Source organism: Allobosea sp. GW823-FHT01F03 (assembly GCF_058798075.1).
The window spans coordinates 3772980-3789968 of record NZ_CM179505.1; the positions used below are offsets into that span (position 1 = coordinate 3772980).

Sequence of the window (16989 nt, forward strand, 5' to 3'; positions counted from 1 at the left end):
CTCCCGGTTCTTGATGGTCATGCTGCGGCGGCGAGGCCGAGATGATGTTCGAGGCGCTCAGGCTCGGCGATGAGCGTGGCACTGCGCTCGGCCAGAACCACGCGCCCGCGTTCGAGCACGATGGCGTCGTCGGTCAATTCGAGGATTTTTCGCGCATGCTGCTCGATCACGATGGCGGAGAGCCCCTCCTCGCGGAACAGGGCCTTCAGCGCCTTGAGCAGTTCATCGACGATGATCGGGGCGAGACCCTCGGTCGGCTCGTCGAGCAGCAGGAGCTTCGGATTGAGCATCAGGGCCCGGCCGATCGCCAGCATCTGCTGCTCGCCGCCGGAAAGCTGGTTGCCGAGATTGACCTTGCGCTCCGCCAGGCGCGGGAACAGGCCAAAGACGCGGGCAGCATCCCACGGCCCCGGCAGCGCCACCGCCGTCAGGTTCTCCAGAACCGTCAGCGATTTGAAGATGTTGCGCTCCTGCGGCACCCAGCCGATGCCGGCATGGGCCCGCTGCTCGGGCGAGGCGGTGGAGAGGTCCCGCCCGGCCAGCACGATCCGCCCGCCGCGGCGTCGCGTCACGCCGATGATGCTGTTGACCAAGGTCGTCTTGCCGACGCCGTTGCGGCCGAGCAGTGCGAGCGAATGCCCTTCGGCGAGGCTGAGGTCGATGTCGAACAGCACCTGCGCCTCGCCATAGCCGGCGCTCAGCTTCTCGATCCTCAGGAGTTCAGTCGATGCTGCGTCAGACATGGGCGCTCTCACCCAGATAAGCCGCCCGCACGGCCGGATCGCGCGCCATCTCCTCCGGCGTCCCTTCCGCCAGCACGCGCCCGTTGACCAGCACGGTGATGCGCGTCGCGAAGCGGAAGACGAGGTCCATGTCGTGCTCTATCAGCAGCACCGAGACATCGTCCGGAAGCTCGGCGACCGTCTGCATCAGTTCGCGCCGTTCGGCTTCCGGCACGCCGGCCGCCGGCTCGTCGAGCAGCAGGACCGTGGGCCGCGCGGCGAAGGCGGCGGCGATCTCGATCTGGCGCTGCTTGCCATAGGGCAGCGTCGCGATGGTGCGATCCATCATATCATCGAGCCTGAAGCGGGTCAGGATCTCTGCGGTCTGCCCGACCAGTTCCGCATCGAGATCGAGCGCACGGAAAGGCCGGCTGCCGCGGCCGAGCCGCTCGGAGGTGACGAGCGCGATCATCTCCAGCGGCGTCATCGACGCGAAGAGCTGGTTGATCTGGAAAGTGCGGGCGAGGCCGCGCTTGACCCGCGCCTCGCGCGGCAGCCTGGTGATATCCTCCCCCAGCAGCGCGATGCGCCCGGAACTCGGCTTGAGCACGCCGGTGAGCTGGTTGACGAAAGTGGTCTTGCCGGCACCGTTCGGGCCGATCAGAGCGTGGCGCGCCCCCTTCTCGAGCGTGAAATCGACATGGTCCGTCGCGGTGATCCCGCCGAAATTTTTGCACAGGTCGAAGGTCTGGAGAGCGACGCTCATCGCGCCCCTCCCCGCCCGAGACGGGCGAACCAGCCAGCCACCGTCTTCACCGCGCCATGGATGATCTCGCGGCCGCCGAGCACGAACAGCACGAGGAAGAGCCCGATCCAGAACATCCAGTATTGCGGGGTGAAGCTCGAAATCGCGTCCTGCAGCAGCTTGAAGGCGATCGCGCCGACGAGGCCGCCATAGAGATAGCCGGCGCCGCCGATGATCAGCACCAACATCAGATCGGCCGAGCGATGGAAGTCGAGCACGTCGAGCGAGACGAACTGGGTGGTCTGGGCGAGCAGCGCCCCGGCCGCCCCGGCATAGGCCGCAGCCAGGGTGTAAGCCGCGGCGAGGCGCCGCCCGTTCGGGACGCCCGAGGCCGAGGCGCGCAGCGGATTGTCGCGGACCGCGCGCAAGGAAAGCCCGAAGGGCGAATGCACCACGCGCCGCGCGATCAGGAACAGCAGGAAGAGGACGCTGAGCGAATAGAGATAGGCGGTGCGGCCGAAGATATCGAACTCGAACTGGCCGAGCACCGGCTTCATCATCACGCCTTGCAGCCCGTCGGCGCCGCCGGTCAATGAACCGAAGGAGTTGGCCAGTTCGTAGAGGATCAGCGCGACGCCGAGCGTCACCATCAGCCGGGTGAGATCGCTGCCACGCAGGACCAGCGGGCTGGTGAGCAGGCCGAGCAGCCCGGCCGCCGCCATCCCCACGAAAAGGCCCGCCAGCGGATCGCCGGTCACGTATTTGGCGAAGATTCCGGCCGCATACGCGCCCATGCCGAGGAAGGCGGCATGGCCCAGCGAGACGATGCCGGCATAGCCGAGGATCAGGTCGAGCGAGAGCGCGAACAGGGCGAGGATCGTGATCTCGTTGAGCAGCAGCAGATGGCGCGGGAACAGCAGAAAGGCCGCAAAGGCGAGGAGCCAGAAGCCGATCTCGACCGGATGCCAGCGGCGGCCGGCATAGAGCGCCTGCCTGACCCTGGCTTCGAAGCTCTCGGCGCTCATGCCCGCGCCCTCGCGAACAGCCCGTGCGGCCGGGTGATCAGGAGCCCGACCATCAGCGCATAGATGATGAAGGCGCCGACCTGCGGCACGAGGTACTTGCCGACGACATCGGCAACGCCGAGCAGCATCGCGGCGAAGAACGGGCCGGTGATGCTGGAGGTGCCGCCGACCGTGACGACGATCAGGAAGTAGATCATGAACTTCAGCGGAAAGGTCGGGTCGAGCCCCATGAGCTCGACGCCGAGCGCACCCCCGAGACCGGCGAGCCCACAGCCGAGAGCGAAGGTCAGCGCGAAGAGCCGGTTGACCGGGATGCCGAGCCCGCGCGCGACCCGTGCATCGTCCACCGCCGCGCGCAGGCGGCTGCCGAAGCGGGTATGGGTGAAACCCCATTGCAGGGAGACCGCGAGCAGTCCGCAGATCGCGATGACGAAGAGCCGGTAACGGCCGATGCCGATGCCGGCGATCTCGAAGCGTCCCTGCAGCCAGGCCGGCAGGCGGATGAACTGCTGGGTCGAGCCCATCAGCCAATCGGTGCCGGCGACGGCCATGAAGACGAGGCCGATCGAGAACATCACCTGGTCGAGATGGCTCTTGGCGTACATCGGCCGGTAGATCAGGCGCTCGAGCACGATCCCGACCAGGGCCGCGGACAGGAAGGCGAGCGGCAGGCTCGCCAGGAAAGGCAGGCCGAGCCGCTGCATCGCCAGCACGGCGACATAGCCGCCGAGCATGGCGAAGGCGCCGTGGGCGAGGTTGACGAAGTTCATCAACCCCATCGTCACGGAGAGCCCGCAGCCGAGGACGAAAAGCACCATCCCATAGGCGATGCCGTCGAACAGGATGGTCAGCATGCGTTTCGTTCCGCCCGGGCCTGGCCCGCTGCCGTCACTTGCGGGCCTTCACCGGGTCCTTGACGTCCTTGATCGTCGCGAACTCGACATTCTGGAGCTCGGAGCCGACCTTCTCGGTCTTGCGGACATAGATGTTCTGGACGATGTCGCGGGTGTCCGGGTCGATCTTCACCGGCCCGCGCACGCTCTCCCAGGAAGCGCCCTTCATCGCCGCGATCAGCTTGTCGCCATTCGCGTCGCCCTTGGTCGCCTCCAGCGCCTTGGCGATCAGCGCCATGCCGTCATAGCCGCCGACCGCCATGAAGTTCGGCCGCATACCGGGATTGGCCTTCTGGAAGGCCTCGACGAAGGCCTTGTTGGCCGGGCTGTCATGCGCAGCCGAATAATGATGCGTGGTGATGGCGCCGAGCGCGACGTCGCCGATGCCCTGGAGGATGTCGTCATCGACCACGTCGCCGGGACCGATCAGCTTGATGCCGGCCTTGTCGAGGCCGCGCTCGACGAACTGCTTCATGAACTGCGCGCCGACGCCGGAGGGCACGAAGACGAAGAGCGCGTCGGGCTTGGCTTCCGAGACTCGCTGCAGGAAAGGCGCGAAGTCGGGACCGCGCAGCGGGACGCGCACGCTCTCGACCGTGCCGCCGGCCGCCCTGAACTTGTTGGCGAAGGAGGTTTCGGCATCGATGCCCGGCCCGTAATCGGTGACGACCGTGAAGACCTTCTTGATGCCGTTCGCCCAGGCCCAGTCGGCCATCGGCTCGGAGGCCTGCGGCAGGGTGAAGGAGGTGCGCGCGATATAGGGCGAGGCCTCGGTGATCGTAGCGGTCGCCGCCGCCATCACGATCTGGGGCACTTTCGCCTGCGTCGCGATCTGCGCGGTGGCCATGGCGAGCGGGGTCAGGCCGAAGCCGGCCAGCACCGAGACCTTGTCGTTGACGACGAGTTCCTGCGCGAGGCGGCGCGTCGCGTCGGCATTGCCCGCATCGTCCTTGAGGATCACTTCGAGCTTGCGCCCGCCGTGGACGGCGCCCTCCTTGGCCAGGAAGAGCTTCACCGCCGCGTCGATCTGCCGGCCGGTCGAGGCGAAGGGCCCCGTCATCGGCAGGATGAGGCCGATCTTCAGCGCCTCCTGCGCCAATGCCGCGCTGCTGACCGACGCGGCCAACGCCAAGCCGAGCACCCCTTTGAGAACAGTCCTGCGATGCGTCATGTCGTTCCTCCCCGAGAGTTCTGGCCGATCCCCGTTTTTGGGGTTGATCTTGTGCTCAGTCGTCTTCGTCGTCGCGATAGACGAGGCCCGCCTTGGCGAGGCCCTCGCGCATAGCGTACATGTCGAGGCCGAGTTCGCCAGAGGCCAGACGCCTGCGCTTCTCTTCCTCGCCGGCCTCGCGCTTGCGCCCAGCCGCCGCGACCGAAGCCGCTTCGAGCCGCGGCACCACGACAACCCCGTCATCATCGGCGACGACGACGTCGCCAGGGTTGACCAGCGCCCCGGCGCAGACCACCGGCACGTTGACGCTACCCAGAGTCGCCTTGACCGTGCCCTTGGCCGAGATCGCCCGCGACCAGACCGGAAAGCCCATCCGGGTCAGCACGCGCACATCCCTCACCCCGGCATCGATGACGAGGCCGGTGCCGCCGCGCGCCATCAGCGAGGTCGCGAGCAGGTCGCCGAACATGCCGTCGGTGTTGTCGGCCGTGCAGGCGACGACGAGGACGTCGCCGGGCTTCACCTGCTCGATCGCGACATGGATCATCCAGTTGTCGCCGGGCTGGGCCAGCACGGTGACCGCGCTCCCGGCGACCTGCGCGCCCGCATAGATCGGCCGCATATAGGGCTTCATCAGCCCGCTGCGCCCCATCGCCTCATGCGTGGTCGAGACGCCGAGTTCGGCGAGGGAGGCAATATCCGCGGCAGCGGCGCGCTTGCTCGTCCTGACGACCACGGGCTTCATGCCAGCGTCTCCAGCGCTTCCGGGAAGAGGCGCTGATAGGCCTCGCCATAGGTCATCGCCTTGCCGGAATTGCGCCCGCCCTGCATGCCGCGGTTCAGCGCGACGCGGCTGTAATATTCCCAGAGATGCTTCTGGGCGGCCAAAATCTCGAAGGCCCGACGCTTCACCTCCCAGACCTCGTCGATATTGAGGATGACATTCGGCTTGAAATTGCACTGCTCGGGCTGATGCGGCTCGAACAGGAAGAGCGGCGGCGCCGCATAGGCGCGGTTCGGATCGGGCTTGTGGCCGGCCGCCTGGGCGATGATGCGCGCCTCCTGGGCGAAGCGTGTCGCCTCCGGGTGGTCGACATTATAGGGGTCTTCGAGCGCGTGGGTCAGCACGAAGCTCGGATTGAGTTCGTGGAAGATGTCGATCGCGCGCTCCAGCATCGGCTCGGTCGTGCGCAACGGGTAGTCGCCGGCGTCCATGAACTCGATCTCGGCGCCCAAAAGCGCGGCAGCGGCTTCAGCCTCGTCGCGGCGTTGCGCCTTGACCTCCTCCATCTTCACGCCGGCCTTCTTCCAGGCGAACTGGCTCTCGCCGCGCTCGCCATAGGACAGGCAGAGGATCTTGACGCGGAAGCCGCGCCTGGCGTGCAGCGCGATGGCGCCGCCGGCCCGCCAGACGAAATCGCCGGGATGGGCGGTGACGACCAGACCTGTCTTCTGCGGGCTCGGCATCGAACGAAGATCCTCTTCTCAGAACGTCAGGAGCCCGGCCGCGGCGCCACGAAAGCCTGGCCGTCCATCAGGATCCGGGCGGTGCGCAGCAGCCCGGCCCGCTCGACCACCGGATGCTCGGGCGTACCGCCGACCGTCAGGCGCACGGTGAACTCGCCGGTCGGATGCTCGACCGAGAGCGAGCGCTCCCGCCCGGAAGGCATCACAGCGACGGAGGCGGCAGGCGTGCCGGGCAAGGCCGCGGCGGTCGCCACCGTGACCGCGGCGAAGACGCCGATCGAGGCGTGGCATTCATGCGGGATGAAGCTGCGCGTCGCGATCGAGCCGCCCGCACGCGGTGGCGCGACGAGCGCGATCTTGGGCACGACCTTGGCGGAGACATCGCCGAGATTCATCAATGGGCCGGCCGCCAGCCTGATGCGCTCGATGCGCGCCTTGAGCTCGAGATCCTTGTCGAGCTCCTCGCGCGGCTCATGGCCGGTGCGGCCGAGATCGGCAGCACGCATCACGATGACCGGCATGCCGTTGTCGATCAGCGTGGCCTCGACGCCGTCGACGATGTCGACCGCATTGCCGGTGGGCAGCAGGGCGCCGCAGACCGAGCCTTCGGTGCCGAGGAAGCTGATGTCGATCGGCGCCGAGGTGCCGGGCACGCCGTCGATCCGCGCCTCCCCGGTGACGCCCGCCTGCCCGTCGCCGGTCTGCATCACGAGATCGGCGACCGTGCCGGTGTTCAGCGTGCGGACGCGCACCGTGGTCGTAGCGCCGGTCGCCGGGACGAGGCAGCGCGCCAGGGCGAAGGGGCCGATGCCGGCGAGGATGTTGCCGCAATTCGGCGTGGTGTCGACGCTGGCGGTCTCGACCCCGACCTGGGCGAAGAGGAAATCGATGTCGCAGTCCGGCTCGGTCGAGCGCGAGACGATGGCGACCTTGCTGGTCAGCGGATGGGCACCGCCGAGTCCGTCGATCTGGCGCTTATCGGGCGAGCCCATCACCGCGAGCAGGAGAGCATCGCGCTCGGCCCTATTCGCGGGCAGGTCCTGGCTGAGGAAATAGGCGCCTTTCGACGTGCCCCCGCGGATCAGCATGCAGGGGATCGCGGTCTGCATCGGCTGTCGGCCTCCCAGCGGAATCCCGGCGCCGACGATCAGGCGCTCTGGTCGCTGCAACCATGGCGGCCGATGATTGCTTATTCAAATGACAAGAATGCAGCGTTTCATGCACAACTCTCAGCAATTCTCTCAGCCCGTCGGGTGCTCCCTTTTCAGGGCGTCGACGACCAGCGAGAGCAGTTCGCGCGCGGCGGGCTTCAGCACCACACCTTTGCGCGTGATGATCCCGAGCGTGCGCGTCACCGTCGGCGAGCGTAGCGGAATCGCCGCCAGTTCTCCGGAGGCGGCGAGATCGAGCGCCAGCTGCGGCAGGATCGTGCAGCCGAGGCCGGCGCGCACGAAGCTCACGGCGGTCGCGACACGCTGCACCTCATAGCGCCAGGCCAGCGTCTCGCGGCGCGCGCCGAGCGCATCGTCGATCAGGATGCGGTTGCCGGTCTCGGCGCTGATGCGCACCAGCGGCAGTCCCTCGAGCTGGGTCCAGCTCAGCGAGGACGCCGCCGCGAGCGGCGAGTCGCGCGGGCAGACCAGCACGAAGGGTTCCTTGACCACCGGCTTCAGCTCGAGGTCCCAGCGATTGGCGGCGACGATGGTGATGCCGAACTCGGCCTCGCCGGACTGGACCTTGTCGGCGATCTCCGAAGCGGAGTTGTCGTGCACCCTGACGCGGATACCGGGATGGCGGCGCGCGAACGCCGCGATCACATCCGGCATGCTGCACATCGCGATGGTCGGCAGGCAACCGACCTCGATGCTCTCGCTGATCTCCTCGGCGTCGAGCCGCAGCTCATCCAGGGAGGAGCCGAGTTCCTCGAAGACCCTGCGCGCCTTGGGCAGGAGGGCCGTGCCGGCCTTGGTCAGCGAAACCTGGCGCGTGGTCCGCTGCAGGAGCTGGATACCGAGCCCATCTTCCAGCTTGCGGATGCGGTGGCTCAGCGCCGTCTGCGACAGGTTGAGATGGGAGGCGGCAGCATGAAAGCTGCCGCGCTCGGCAATGCTGACGAAGGCCTGCAGGCCGAGCACGTCGATCCTCACCGCCCACCCTTCCCTGCGCGTCGCCGTTTCTGATGCAAGATTTTCATCAAACCCGCCATTGTTCAAATTTGTCTTCGTGAGCGCGCGGCGGCAGCCTGAGCGCCGGCCCGGCCTGCAGCGCCGCCCGGCTCCGCCGGTCTTCCGAAAGGCATGAACGATGAGCCAATCCGCCCTCCCACGCGCCAATCAGCCTCGGCTCTGCTTCATCGGCTTCGGCGAGGCGGGGCAGGCGCTCGCCGGCGGGCTGCGCGAGGCCGGCATCGCCGAGATCGCCGCCTTCGACATCGCCGGCGGGGAACCGCGGGTCCACGAGCCGGCGACGCGGCTCGGCGTGCGTCTGGCGGCCAGCCTCGGCGAGGCATTGGCCGGAGCGGATTTCGTCTTCTCGGCGGTGACCGCGGCATCGAGCGTCGCGGCAGCACGACAGGCGGCCAGCCATCTCGCTCCCGGCCAGCTCTTCGTCGACGTGAACTCGGTTTCGCCCGGCAGAAAACGCGAGGCGGCAGCGCTTTTCAGCGGCGACGGTGCCTATCTCGACCTTGCCATCATGGCGCCGGTCCATCCCAGGCGCCATGCCACGCCCTGTCTCGTCGCCGGCGAGGCCGGCCAGCGCTTCATCGAGAGCTTCGCCGCATTCGGCATGAAGCTGACCCTGGCAGGGCCTGAGATCGGCGCGGCGACGACCGTCAAGATGGTCCGCAGCGTCATGGTCAAGGGGCTGGAGGCGCTGAGCTATGAATGCTTCATGGCAGCGCGCCGCGCCGGCGTCCAGGACGAGATCCTGGCCTCGCTCGGAGCGAGCTATCCCGGCTTCGACTGGCCCCGGCAGGTTCCCTACAATGTCAGCCGCATGCTGCAGCACGGCGTCCGGCGCGCCGCCGAAATGCGGGAGGTCGCACTGACCTTGCGCGAACTCGGGCTCGACCCCGCCGTGACCGAGGGCGTCGTCGCCCAGCAGGAGCGGCTCGGCCGGCTCGGCCTGTGGCTCGAACCGGAGGAAGGCCTCGCCATTCTCGGCGCAGTCGATGCCGCGCTTGCGGCCGAAGAGGCTAGGACGGGCCTGGCGACCGGTGAGACATAGATTCCGCCGACGATCGCAACCCTCTGTAAAATCGATCGAAGATCGATCGGTCGAAGAGCTCTCCATCGCGCAGACATTCGGGCCGCCCGTGCCCGGCGCCCCGCTACGGGACCGGCGTCGTCGACGCGCGCAGCTGCCGCCTTGACGAATCCCGCCGCAGGCTGACTTCATCCGGCCAGAGGCATGATGTTCCGTTTCATCCACTCATCGGACCTGCATATCGGCAAGCGCTTCGGCAACATGCCGGAGGAGCTGCGCGGCCGCCTGCGCGATGCCCGCCACACCGTACTCGACCGGCTCGCCGCCCAGGCACGCGCCGCGGGCGCCGGCACGATCCTGCTGGCCGGCGACTGCTTCGACACGGAGACGCCGAGCCCGGCCATGCTGCGCCAGGCGCTCGCCGCCATGGCCGGCCATGCCGGCCTGCGCTGGGTGATGCTACCGGGCAACCATGATTCCCTGCTCGCAGACGAGCTATGGGCCGCCGCCCGCTCAGCCCTGCCGGCCAATGTCGTGCTGGCGACGGAACCGGGACCGATCCTGCTGGAGCCCGGGATCGCGCTTCTCCCCGCCCCCTGCACCACGCGCCGCCCCGGCCGCGACCTGACCGAATGGATGGACCGGGCGGCGACGCCCGAAGGCGCGCTCCGGATCGGCCTCGCCCATGGCGCGATCCAGAGCTTCTCCGAGGACGGTTCCGGCCTCGACATCATCGCGCCCGACCGCGCCTCCCGCGCCGGGCTCGACTATCTCGCGCTCGGCGACTGGCACGGCCAGATGGCGGTCAATACCCGCAGCTGGTACAGCGGCACGCCCGAGTCCGACCGTTTCAAGCATGACGAGCCCGGGCGGGCGCTGCTGGTCGCCCTGCCCGGCCCTGGCGCTCTGCCCGAGGTCGCGCCCGTCGAGACCGGCAGCTTCGCCTGGCGCAGCCTTTTCCTGGAACTGCTCTCGGGCGACGATGCGGCCGCCGCGCTCGCCGCCGAGCTTCCCGCCGGAGCGGCCCGCCGCCAGACGCTGCTGCGCGTCGTCGCCTCCGGCCGTCTGCGCCCGGCGGCGCGGATGGCGCTCGAAGCCGGCATCGCCGCCGTGGCGCCGGAGTTTGCAGATCTGCAGCTCGACAGCGAAGCGCTCGCGGCCGATTGCGAGGATACCGATCTCGACGCGATCGACCGGGCCGGCGCCCTGCGCCAGGCGGCCGAGCTGCTGCTCGCCGAGAGCCACGACGAGAACCGCCCGGAGGCCGAGCGCGAGATCGCAGGCGAGGCGCTGGTCCGGCTGTTCTCCTATTGCGACGCGATGCAGCCATGAAGCTCAAGGCGCTGCGCCTGCACAATGTCCGACGCTTCGCCGGCACCGGCGTCGCCGTCGAGGGCATAGGCGACGGCGTCAACGTGCTCTGCGCCGTCAACGAGTTCGGCAAGTCGACCTGCTTCGACGCGCTGCACGCCCTGTTCTTCCAGCCTTATAGCGGCACGCCCGGCGCGGTGCAGGCGCTGCGGCCCTATAGCGGCGGAAGCCCCTTGGTCGAGGCCGATATCGCGACGCCCGAGGGGGCATTCCGCCTGACCAAGCAGTTCTATGGCGGCAAGCGGGCGATGGTGCGCGAGCTTTCGAGCGGCCGCCTGATCGCGCAGGCCGACGAGGCGGAACGCTTCATCGGCGCTCTGGTGCAGGGCGGCACCACCGGCCCCGCCGGGCTGCTCTGGGTGCGCCAGGGCATCACCGGTATCGAGCGGCGGGCGAAGAGCGAGGAAGAGAGCGAGAAGCGGGCGCGCGAATCCGTGCTGGTCTCGGTGCAGGGCGAGGTCGAATCCCTGACCGGCGGCCGGCGCATGGCGCAGGCCGTCGCCGCCTGCGATGAGGAACTCTCGCGGCTCGTCACCGCGACGCGACGCCCAAAGGCCGGTGGCCCCTACGCCCTCGCCTTGGAGGAACGCGACCGCCTCGCCGAAACCGAGCGCAAGCTGGCGACCGAGGTCGCCGAACTACGCGCCGCGCTCGACCGGCGCCGCAGCATTCGCAGCCGGCTGGACGAACTCGAGGATCGCGACGAGGAAAATGCCCGGCGCAGCGCCCTGGCGCAGGCCGAGAAGGACCTCGCCACCGCCAAGACCCAGGGCGAGGCGCTGAAGACCGCCGAGGCGCAAGCCGCCCTGGCCCGCAGCCAGCGCGATGCCGCCAACCAGGCGCTCTCGACCTATCGGCGCAGCCTGGCACGCCTTGCCGAATTGCAGGCCCTCGAAAGCGAGGGCACGGGCAAGCGCGACGACGCCCTGGCCCGACAGCGCGCCGCCGCGGAGTTCGGCCGGGCCGCCGCTGCCGCGGTCGAGGCCGCCGAAAGCGAGGAAAGGCAGGCGCGCGACCTGCTCGCCCGGCTGGAGAAGGCCCTGCGGGCGCGCGAAGCGGCCGAGCGCCTCGCCGGCCTGCGCGAGGCCCATGCCGGCGCGGAGGCCGAGCGCGCGGCGATCGAAGCCATCGAGGCCGAGATCAGGGCGCTCGCCCTGCCCGCAGCCGGTCTGCGGCAGCTCGAAGCGCTCGAAACCGAACTCGTCGGGCTGCGCGCCGTCGTCGCCGCGCGGATGCCGCTGCTGCGCGTCGACTATCGCGACGGCGTCGCCGCGGCCGTCAGCATCGCCGGCACGGCGCTGGCTGATGGCGAAGAGAAGGCCGTGACCGGCAGCACCAGCCTGGACATCGCCGAGATCGGCAGGATCACGCTGACCCTGCCGCAGGGCCAGGACGGGCAGGCAGAGCTCGCCCAGGCCGAGGCTCGGCGGCAGAAAGCGTTGAAGGCGCTCGGCATCGCCAGCCTCGCGGAAGGCCGTCAGCGCGAAGGCAAGCTCCGCGAACTGGAGACGGCGCTGCGACTCGGCCAGCAGCGCCTTGCCCTGCTCGCACCGCAAGGCCTGGCGGCGCTGCAGGAGAGCATCGCCCGGCTGGAGGCCCAGCGCGGCGAGGCCATCGAGGTCAAGGCCGATCCGGAAGCGGCGCGCCTTGCTCTCGAAGCCGCCGAGGCCCGCGTCACCGCATCGCGCAATGCGGTGCGGGAGGCCCAGCCGCAGCGCGAGGCCGCCGACGCCGCCATCCTCGCAGCCGAGCGGTCTCTCGCGACGATCGCCTCCGAGCGTACCGGGCTCACGGCCCTGCTCGGTGCCGAGGACGGCCGCACCGCCCATGCCACCGGGCTCGAAGCCGCGTTCGCGTTGGCGGAAGCCGAGCTGGCAGCGGCCTCGGAACGCGTCGAGAACCTGCGCGCCAGCGCGATCGACCTTGCCGGTGCCGAGGCGAAGCTGCGGCGAATGCGCTCGATCGTCGACTCCACCGCGAACGAGATCGCGAAACTGCGGGAGGATGCCGCCGAGCTCAATGGCCAGATCCGCGCCCGCGCCGATGCCGCCGTCGAGGAGGCCTGGCAGGAAACCAGCGAGAAGCTGGCAGCGGCCGAGAAGCGCCGCGCCGGGCTGGAACGCGAGGTCGCCCTGCTCTCGCGCCTGCGCGACGCGCTGGAAGCGGCCCGCACCACGGCGCGCGACCATTATTTCCGCCCGGTAATGGCCGAATTGAAGCCCCTGCTCGGCCTGCTCTTCGAGGATGCCTCGGTAACCTTCGACGAGGACACCCTGCTGCCGCGCACCGTCCGCCGCAATGGCCTCGAGGAGCCGGTCGGCGTGCTCAGCGGCGGCATGCGCGAGCAGCTCGCGGTGCTTACCCGCCTCGCCTTCGCCCGGCTGCTGGCCAAGGATGGCCAGCCGGCACCGGTCATCCTCGACGACGCGCTGGTCTATTCCGACGACGACCGCATCGAGCGGATGTTCGACGCCCTGCACCGGCAGGCCAGCGACCAGCAGATCATCGTCTTCTCCTGCCGGCAGCGCGCCTTCTCCCAGCTCGGCGGCAACATCCTGCGGATGAAGCCCTGGAGCCCGGAGACATGAGGCAACGCGCACTCGGCGAGGACGTCGCCGCTCGCGGCCGGTCGTCTATCGGCTGACAGGTTCGGCCTTTCGCCTGTCTCTCGGCCGCTAGGCAGTTGAAGATAATCGGCGATTCTACCTAGCAACAAACTCGCCTGAATAGCAATTATTACGAATAAATTTCGATACTAGAGCCTCGGACGTTTAATCGGATGCATATCCGGCATGTCTGAAGAGGTTTCTGGATTCGGCCGGGGTGACGAGGTTGCAGATGTCTCCGGCGGCCTGCCAGAGAGCGTCGAAGGTTCTAGCCGCAGAGCGCCTGAGATGGGCCTTGAGCTTTGCGAAGGCCATCTCGATAGGATTGAGGTCGGGGCTGTAGGGCGGCAGGAACAGGAACCAGGCGCCCCTGTCTGCGAGGCATCGGGCCGCGTGGGCGCTCTTGTGGACGGCGAGATTGTCGAGGATGACGATATCGCCCTTCGACAGGGTCGGGGCGAGCTGGGTCTCGACGTAGAGGTCGAAGGCGATGCGATCCATCGCTTTGTCGACGATCCATGGTGCGGTCAGCCCGTGGCAACGCAGGCCGGCGATGAAGCTTTGGGTTCGCCAGTGCCCGAAAGGCGCCGAGGCGGTCAGCCTCTCGCCGCGGAGGCTGCGGCCGCGCAACCGGACCATCTTGGTGTTGATCGCGGTCTCGTCGATGAAGACGAGCCGGTGAGGCTCGAGCCGCATCAGCGGCTGGCGACGCGTGATCCAGAGCGTGCGCTGCTCGGCGATGTCAGCGCGTGCGCATTCCGACGCCATCAGCGCTTTTTTTATATGTGAAGCCCAGCCGGCACAGGAAGCGCGACAGCACCGCCGGCGTCGCGCTCACCCCTGCCGCTTCCATGAGCCGGGCCGCGAGTTCCGGCATGGTGATGTCGGGCCTGGCCTCGACCTGCGCCACCAGGAAGGCGCCGTGCGCGTCCAGCCTGCTGCCGGGCGGGCGTCCCTGACGCGCAGGGCGCAGCGTCTTCAGGCGGCTCGCGCGCTGAAGCAGCTTCACCGCGAAGCTCTCGCTCACCCCGAAGTGCCGCGCCGCCCCACGACGCGAATGACCAGCCTCGACAAAGCCGGCAACACGCACGCGAAGATCGTCCGAATAGCTGCGACCCATGATCCACCTCCAAAAACGGTGAATCACAAAGCCGCTCTCAGGGGAATCCCACAGATTCCGATTTCAGGTCCGATGCTCTAGAATAATTCAAGATCAGATTTTGTAGAACATATTTCAGATCTATATTTGAATAATTACAATCTATACATTTTTTATCTATTTGCGCTGGATCAAATTCAGTGACGAAGAGTGAATCTATAAATTCACGATAGAATTTCCGTTGACAAAATCGCTGCCTTTGTCCCAGAAAAGAAACATCTGAAATTCATGTTTACCCCGTCCCGCAACGGAGCGCCAGCCAGCGCCGCCGGCCGATGCTGCACGCCCGTTCGAGACACGCCGACGAGAGCCGACATGACCGAGAAGACCTCAGGCCCCGCCCCAGTCGCTGGCAAGCGCGCTCGCTGCGTGCACCGGCTCATGCTGGCGACGCTGCTCGCCTCGGTGTCCGGCCAGGCCTGCCTTGCCCAGTCCGCCTCGCCAGGGTCGACGATCAGCCTCGACACGATCGTCGTCGAGGGGACTGCCAACGGCGTTCCCAGCTTCGTACGCGAGCGCTTCTTCGCCACGGCCGGCGGCGCGACGTTGCTGACGGAAGACGACATCCCGCAAACTGGGAACCCGACCCTGGCGCAGGCGCTGCAGAACGCGCCGGGCGTCGTCGTCCAGCAGTTCTTCGGCGGCAACGACCAGCCGCGCATCCAGATCCGCGGTTCCGGCCTGCAGCAGAACCCGGTCGAGCGTGGCATCCTGGTCCTGCGCGACGGGCTGCCGCTCAACCGGGCCGACGGCTCCTATATCGTCGGCCTGGCCAATCCCGGCCAGGCGCAGTCGATCGAAGTCTATCGTGGCCAGACCGCACACCGGCTCGGCGCGACCGTGCTCGGCGGCGCGCTGAACTTCGTTTCCCCGACCGGCAGCAATGCACCGGGCTCGAAGGTGCAGATTTCCGGCGGCAGCTTCGGCCAGTTCAATGCCTCCGGCCAGACCGGCTTCGCCAAGGACGGCGTCGACGGGTTGCTCCAGGCCGATATCAGCCGCTCGGACGGCTATCGCACCTACAACGACTCGCAGCGCATCAGCGCGAGCGCCAATGTCGGTATTGCCCTGAGCGAGACCATCAAGACTCGCTTTTTCGTCGGCTATACCGATCTTGGCTTCGACGTTTCGGGCCCGCTGACCAAGCAGGGCCTGCGCCTCGATCCAAAACAGGTCCATGGCGGTCCGCGCGTCGTCGGCGGCGTGGCGGTCGATCCCGGCCCGAATGTGCTGCGCGACCGGCCGCGGCGCGAAGCCAAGCAGTTCTTTATCGGCAACCGCACCACTGCCGAATACGGGCCGCATCTTATCGATCTCGGCCTGGGCTATACCTATACCGACGACATGTTCCGCTTCCCGATGTCATCGGGCGTGCGCGTCACGAAGGGCGGCGATCTCACTGCGGTCGCCCGCTATGCCTACAAACCGGTCGAGAGCGCGGCGCTGCCGCTGTTCGAGACCACGGCGCAATATGTGGTCGGCTCGGCGAAACGCGAGAACTATCTGAACCAGGACGGCGTGACGGGAGCCCTGTTCGGGCAGAGCGATCTCGATGCCAGCACGCTCTCGCTCTATGCCGGGGCCAATATCCCGGTCTGGCAGAACATCACTGTCTCTCCGGCGCTCTCCTATGCCTATGCGACGCGCGACAACAGCGACACCTACCCTTACGCTCGGCGTCCGACGAACGCCTACAACCCGGCCTCGCCCTATAGATTGCTGCCCAACGGCTCGGTGCCGACGCAGAGCACGACCTATTCGCGCAGCTATGCCGGCTGGAGTCCGAGCCTCAGCGCCAGCTGGCGCCCCGACACCAACCAGATCCTCTATGCGGCGGTCTCGCGCAGCTTCGAGCCGCCGACCCATGACGATCTGCTGGCGACGGTGAACGGCACACCCAACAGCAGCCCCGGCCGCCCGAATCCGGGAGCGCCGATGGCCGCCGCCGCCGCCTTCTCGACGCCCGACCTCAAGGCGCAGACCGCGACGACTCTGGAGGGCGGCTGGCGCGGCCGCCATGGCAGCTTCTCCTGGGACGGCGTCGTCTATTACTCCTGGGTCGACAAGGAGCTGCTCAGCCTGCGCGATGCCACCGGCGCCTCGCTCGGCGCGGTCAACGCCGACAAGACCAGGCATTTCGGCGTCGAGCTCGGCCTTGGCGCGCAGATCTTCGAGCGGCTGACCGGGCGCCTCGCCTACACCTATCAGGATTTCCGCTTCGTCGACGATCCCGTGCGCGGCGACAATCGCATCGGCGGCGCGCCCCGCCACGTCATCCACGCCACGCTGCAATACCAGGCAACCGAAGCCTGGATGCTGCAGGCGGCGCTGCGCTGGAATCCGGAGAAGACCCCGGTCGACAACATGAACACGCTCTATGCCGACCCCTATGCGCTCTTCGATCTGCGCACCGAATACAAGTTCAATGAGCGGCTCACGATGTTCGGCGAGGTCACCAATCTCTTCGACAAGACCTATGCCGCCTCGACGCTGATCGTCGACCAGGCTCGTATCGATCAGGCCGCCTTTCTGCCGGGAACCGGCCGCGCCTTCTATGCCGGTCTGAAGGCGACCTTCTGAACTTTGGACCATTCAGAACGCGCGGCAGCCGGTTTGGCCCGCG

Annotated in this window: 14 protein-coding genes; 4 read left to right on the forward strand and 10 right to left on the reverse strand. The window is 67.9% G+C overall.

Going from position 1 to position 16989, the window contains the following annotated elements:
• Positions 1-17 precede the first annotated feature (17 nt).
• The 9 genes from AC3RCC_RS18120 to AC3RCC_RS18160 form a co-directional block, all read right to left on the reverse strand.
• A complete protein-coding gene (locus AC3RCC_RS18120) occupies positions 18-743 on the reverse strand; it encodes an ABC transporter ATP-binding protein (RefSeq protein WP_492256137.1) in 726 nt (241 codons plus the stop codon).
• Entirely contained in the window at positions 736-1488 is a 753-nt protein-coding gene (locus AC3RCC_RS18125; RefSeq protein ID WP_492256138.1) for an ABC transporter ATP-binding protein, read from the reverse strand. The genes AC3RCC_RS18120 and AC3RCC_RS18125 overlap by 8 nt, the downstream gene beginning before the upstream one ends.
• Positions 1485-2492 carry a branched-chain amino acid ABC transporter permease gene (locus AC3RCC_RS18130; protein WP_492256139.1) on the reverse strand — a complete coding sequence of 336 codons (1008 nt, stop codon included), beginning with the start codon at positions 2490-2492 and terminating at the stop codon, positions 1485-1487. The genes AC3RCC_RS18125 and AC3RCC_RS18130 overlap by 4 nt, the downstream gene beginning before the upstream one ends.
• Positions 2489-3346 carry a branched-chain amino acid ABC transporter permease gene (locus AC3RCC_RS18135; protein WP_492256140.1) on the reverse strand — a complete coding sequence of 286 codons (858 nt, stop codon included), beginning with the start codon at positions 3344-3346 and terminating at the stop codon, positions 2489-2491. Before AC3RCC_RS18135 ends, AC3RCC_RS18130 begins: the two co-directional genes overlap by 4 nt.
• Positions 3347-3380: 34 nt before the next feature.
• Positions 3381-4556 (reverse strand): ABC transporter substrate-binding protein, encoded by a 1176-nt coding sequence (locus tag AC3RCC_RS18140; RefSeq protein WP_492256141.1) that lies wholly within the window; start codon positions 4554-4556, stop codon positions 3381-3383.
• Positions 4557-4611: 55 nt separating this feature from the next.
• Complete coding sequence (locus tag AC3RCC_RS18145) at positions 4612-5301, reverse strand: 4-carboxy-4-hydroxy-2-oxoadipate aldolase/oxaloacetate decarboxylase (protein ID WP_492256142.1); 690 nt, start codon at positions 5299-5301, stop codon at positions 4612-4614.
• The gene (locus AC3RCC_RS18150; protein WP_291642014.1) at positions 5298-6023 is read right to left on the reverse strand and encodes a PIG-L deacetylase family protein; all 726 of its coding nucleotides are present in this window, start codon (positions 6021-6023) and stop codon (positions 5298-5300) included. The genes AC3RCC_RS18145 and AC3RCC_RS18150 overlap by 4 nt, the downstream gene beginning before the upstream one ends.
• Before the next feature lie 26 nt (positions 6024-6049).
• Positions 6050-7132, reverse strand: a complete 1083-nt coding sequence (locus AC3RCC_RS18155; RefSeq protein ID WP_492256143.1) for a 4-oxalomesaconate tautomerase — start codon at positions 7130-7132, stop codon at positions 6050-6052.
• Between the two features lie 132 nt (positions 7133-7264).
• Positions 7265-8170, reverse strand: a complete 906-nt coding sequence (locus tag AC3RCC_RS18160; protein ID WP_492256144.1) for a LysR substrate-binding domain-containing protein — start codon at positions 8168-8170, stop codon at positions 7265-7267.
• A gap of 157 nt (positions 8171-8327) precedes the next feature.
• Here AC3RCC_RS18160 and AC3RCC_RS18165 point away from each other — a divergent pair, with 157 nt between their 5' ends.
• The 3 genes from AC3RCC_RS18165 to AC3RCC_RS18175 all read left to right on the forward strand — a co-directional run bounded on the left by AC3RCC_RS18165 (position 8328) and on the right by AC3RCC_RS18175 (position 13189).
• Positions 8328-9251: an NAD(P)-dependent oxidoreductase gene (locus AC3RCC_RS18165; protein WP_492256145.1), complete on the forward strand. Its 924-nt coding sequence runs from the start codon at positions 8328-8330 to the stop codon at positions 9249-9251.
• Between the two features lie 186 nt (positions 9252-9437).
• A complete protein-coding gene (locus AC3RCC_RS18170) occupies positions 9438-10562 on the forward strand; it encodes a metallophosphoesterase family protein (RefSeq protein WP_492256146.1) in 1125 nt (374 codons plus the stop codon).
• Positions 10559-13189 carry an AAA family ATPase gene (locus AC3RCC_RS18175; RefSeq protein WP_492256147.1) on the forward strand — a complete coding sequence of 877 codons (2631 nt, stop codon included), beginning with the start codon at positions 10559-10561 and terminating at the stop codon, positions 13187-13189. The genes AC3RCC_RS18170 and AC3RCC_RS18175 overlap by 4 nt, the downstream gene beginning before the upstream one ends.
• Before the next feature lie 183 nt (positions 13190-13372).
• Here the strand turns inward: AC3RCC_RS18175 and AC3RCC_RS18180 are convergent.
• A protein-coding gene (locus tag AC3RCC_RS18180) for an IS630 family transposase (protein ID WP_492256148.1) occupies positions 13373-14327 on the reverse strand; the annotation gives its coding sequence in 2 pieces (ribosomal slippage) (positions 13373-13978 and positions 13980-14327; 954 coding nt in all).
• A 354-nt stretch (positions 14328-14681) separates the two neighbouring features.
• Here AC3RCC_RS18180 and AC3RCC_RS18185 point away from each other — a divergent pair.
• Entirely contained in the window at positions 14682-16946 is a 2265-nt protein-coding gene (locus tag AC3RCC_RS18185) for a TonB-dependent receptor family protein (protein WP_492256149.1), read from the forward strand.
• Positions 16947-16989 lie beyond the last annotated feature (43 nt).

Bases quoted from the DNA above. Each gene is read 5' to 3' on its own strand.
- AC3RCC_RS18120 (WP_492256137.1), bottom strand. From the start codon at position 743: ATGTCTGACGCAGCATCGACTGAACTCCTGAGGATCGAGAAGCTGAGC.
- AC3RCC_RS18125 (WP_492256138.1), bottom strand. From the start codon at position 1,488: ATGAGCGTCGCTCTCCAGACCTTCGACCTGTGCAAAAATTTCGGCGGG.
- AC3RCC_RS18130 (WP_492256139.1), bottom strand. From the start codon at position 2,492: ATGAGCGCCGAGAGCTTCGAAGCCAGGGTCAGGCAGGCGCTCTATGCC.
- AC3RCC_RS18135 (WP_492256140.1), bottom strand. From the start codon at position 3,346: ATGCTGACCATCCTGTTCGACGGCATCGCCTATGGGATGGTGCTTTTC.
- AC3RCC_RS18140 (WP_492256141.1), bottom strand. From the start codon at position 4,556: ATGACGCATCGCAGGACTGTTCTCAAAGGGGTGCTCGGCTTGGCGTTG.
- AC3RCC_RS18145 (WP_492256142.1), bottom strand. From the start codon at position 5,301: ATGAAGCCCGTGGTCGTCAGGACGAGCAAGCGCGCCGCTGCCGCGGAT.
- AC3RCC_RS18150 (WP_291642014.1), bottom strand. From the start codon at position 6,023: ATGCCGAGCCCGCAGAAGACAGGTCTGGTCGTCACCGCCCATCCCGGC.
- AC3RCC_RS18155 (WP_492256143.1), bottom strand. From the start codon at position 7,132: ATGCAGACCGCGATCCCCTGCATGCTGATCCGCGGGGGCACGTCGAAA.
- AC3RCC_RS18165 (WP_492256145.1), top strand. From the start codon at position 8,328: ATGAGCCAATCCGCCCTCCCACGCGCCAATCAGCCTCGGCTCTGCTTC.
- AC3RCC_RS18170 (WP_492256146.1), top strand. From the start codon at position 9,438: ATGTTCCGTTTCATCCACTCATCGGACCTGCATATCGGCAAGCGCTTC.
- AC3RCC_RS18175 (WP_492256147.1), top strand. From the start codon at position 10,559: ATGAAGCTCAAGGCGCTGCGCCTGCACAATGTCCGACGCTTCGCCGGC.
- AC3RCC_RS18185 (WP_492256149.1), top strand. From the start codon at position 14,682: ATGACCGAGAAGACCTCAGGCCCCGCCCCAGTCGCTGGCAAGCGCGCT.